Annotated in this window: 1 protein-coding gene; it reads left to right on the top strand. The window is 64.4% G+C overall.

The features are described from left to right. Nucleotides 1-2,936 (top strand): non-ribosomal peptide synthetase (locus tag BM269_RS28835; protein WP_139232913.1); only part of this gene is annotated, 2,936 nt, incomplete at both ends.

The raw sequence follows: 2,936 nt of genomic DNA, 5'->3' as shown, positions 1-2,936 counted from the left end.
CTGATGGGATTCTTCGTCAACACGCTGGCCCTGCGCGTGTCGACCGACGGCAACCTGGACGTGGCGCAGTTGCTGGCCAAGGTCAAAGCCTTGACCTTGGACGCTTATGCCCACCAGGACGTGCCGTTCGAGCAGGTGGTCGAAGCGGTGCAACCGCAGCGCAGCATGGCGCATAGCCCGCTGTTCCAGACCATGCTGACCGTCAGCCCGCAGGGCGGTGCCGAGAGATTCAGCCTGCCAGGGCTGGAGTTGAGTGGCATCGAGCAGGAACGCACGACTACCCAATTCGATACTGCATTGGCCTTGACCGAGGTTAACGGTGAGCTGGCCGGCAGCCTGACATATGCCAGCGATCTGTATGACGCGGCCACTGCGGAGCGCATTGTTTCGTGTTTCATGCAGCTGGTGCAAGGCATGGCGCACAACGATCGTGCCGCTGTCGCTGAGCTGCCGCTGCTGAGCGCCGCTCAGCGTGAGCAGGTGCTGTCCGGCTTCAATGCAACAGCGACTGAATATGAAGGCACGGTACTGCTGCACCAGATGCTGGAAGAGCAGGCGGCGCGCGATCCGCAGGCAGTCGCCCTGGTATTCGACGATCAGGAGGTCACCTATGCGGAACTGAACACCCGCGCCAATCGCGTGGCACATCACCTGATCGGCATGGGTGTGCAGCCGAATGACCGAGTGGCAATCTGCGCCGAGCGTAGTATCGAGATGGTGGAGGGCATGTTCGGCATCCTGAAAGCTGGCGCCGGCTATGTGCCGCTCGATCCGTCCTATCCGGCAGACCGCCTGGCGTACATGCTGGCCGACTGCGCGCCGAAGGCGGTGCTGGTGCAAGGCGCGCTGTCGGAAAGCCTGGAATGCGACGCGCCGAAGGTGCTGCTGGACGGCTTCGCCGATCGGGCGGAACATAATCCGGATGTGCCGCTGGACGCGAACAGCCTGGCGTACGTGATCTACACCTCCGGTTCAACCGGCCAGCCAAAAGGCGTGATGAACGAACACGGCGCAGTGGCGAACCGCTTGCGTTGGATGCAGCAGGAGTTCGCGCTGGGTGCGGGTGACTGCGTGCTGCAGAAAACCCCGTTCGGCTTCGACGTTTCGGTGTGGGAGTTCTTCTGGCCGATGCTGGCCGGAGCCCGCCTGGCAATCGCCCGTCCGGAAGGCCACAAGTCGCCGGATTACCTGCGTGAGCTGGTCGATACCGCTGGCGTCACCACGCTGCACTTCGTGCCTTCAATGCTGCAAGTATTCGTGGACGCGGCAGGCAACTGGCAGGGCACCGGCCTGCGCCAGGTTTTCTGCAGCGGTGAGGCGCTGCCTGCGCAACTGCGCGCTCGCTTCCGCCAGCAATTCCCGCAGGTGGCACTGCATAACTTGTACGGCCCGACCGAAGCTGCTGTCGACGTGACCTGGTTCGACTGCACCGAGGAAGCCTGGCCGAACATCGTGCCAATCGGCCGTCCGATCGCCAACACCAGCATGTACGTGCTCGATGCACATGGCCAGCCGGTTCCAGTAGGCGTGGCAGGCGAGCTGCATATCGGTGGCGTGCAGGTGGCCCGCGGCTATCTGAATCGCCCGGAGCTGACTGCGGAACGCTTTGTTCGTGATCCGTTCAGCGCAGCAGCAAATGCACGCATGTACAAGACCGGCGACCTGGGTCGCTGGCTGCCGGATGGGAATATCGAATACCTGGGACGCAACGACTTCCAGGTGAAGATCCGCGGCTTCCGTATTGAACTGGGCGAGATCGAAGCCAAGCTGGTGGCCTGCGAAGGCATCCGCGAAGCGGTCGTGCTGGCGCGCGAAGACCAGCCGGGCGACAAGCGCCTGGTGGCGTACCTGCTGGCTGACGGCGAGATCGACCAGGCAGCGTTGCGTGGCGAATTGCTGCGCGAGCTGCCGGAGCATATGGTTCCCGCGGCTTTCGTTGCGATGACCGAATTCCCGCTGAACCCGAACGGCAAGCTCGATCGCAAGGCGCTGCCAGCACCGGATGCATCGGCGCTGAGCCGCCGCGAGTACGAAGCACCGCAGGGCGAGCTGGAATCGACACTGGCCGCGTTGTGGCAAGAGTTGCTGGGTGTAGAGCGCATCGGCCGCCACGACCACTTCTTCGAGCTGGGTGGCCATTCGCTGTTGGCAGTGCGCATGGTGTCGCGCATCCGCGAAACGATGCGTGTCGAGCTGCCATTGCGCACCGTGTTTGCCGCACCTGGACTGCAGGCACTGGCTGCCTGCGTGGCTGAAGCGGAAGCTTCCGGCATGGGCGCGATCGTGCTGGCCGACCGTAGCGAGCCGTTGCCGCTGTCCTGGGCCCAGCAGCGCCTGTGGTTCCTGGACCAGCTCGACGCATCGGCCGGCGCTGCCTACCATATGCCGGGCGGCCTGCGCCTGCATGGCCAGGTGGACGTTGCCGCCTTGCGCGCTGCGCTGGACCGCATCGTGGCCCGCCACGAAAGCATGCACACCACCTTCGAGCTCGAAGGCGATACACCGGTACAGCGCATTGCTGCCGTATCGGCCGGCTTTGCGCTGCAGGAGCGCGACCTGTCGCCATTGGACGAAGATGCACGCGGCCAGGCGCTGGAGGCGGCGCAGCGCGAAGTCTTCGGCACCTTGTTCGACCTGGCTGCCGGTCCGCTGGCGCGCGGCATGCTGCTGAAGGTCGCCGACGACGAACATGTCCTGCTGGTGTGCCAGCACCACATCATTTCCGATGGCTGGTCGCTGGGCGTTCTGGTACGCGAGCTGGCGGCACTGTACTCCGCCTTCAGCCAGGGCCAGGCCGACCCGTTGCCTGCGTTGGCAATCCAGTACGCGGATTACGCGGCTTGGCAACGCGAATGGCTGCAAGGTGCCGCACTGCAGGCGCAGCTCGATTACTGGAAAGGCCACCTGGCCGGTGCGCCGGAACTGCTGGCGTTGCC

The sequence above is a fragment of the Duganella sp. CF458 genome, assembly GCF_900113115.1.
GTDB lineage: Bacteria > Pseudomonadota > Gammaproteobacteria > Burkholderiales > Burkholderiaceae_D > Rugamonas.
Note: the sequence above shows the minus strand (reverse complement) of the source record. Positions and strands in the feature narration are given on the sequence as shown.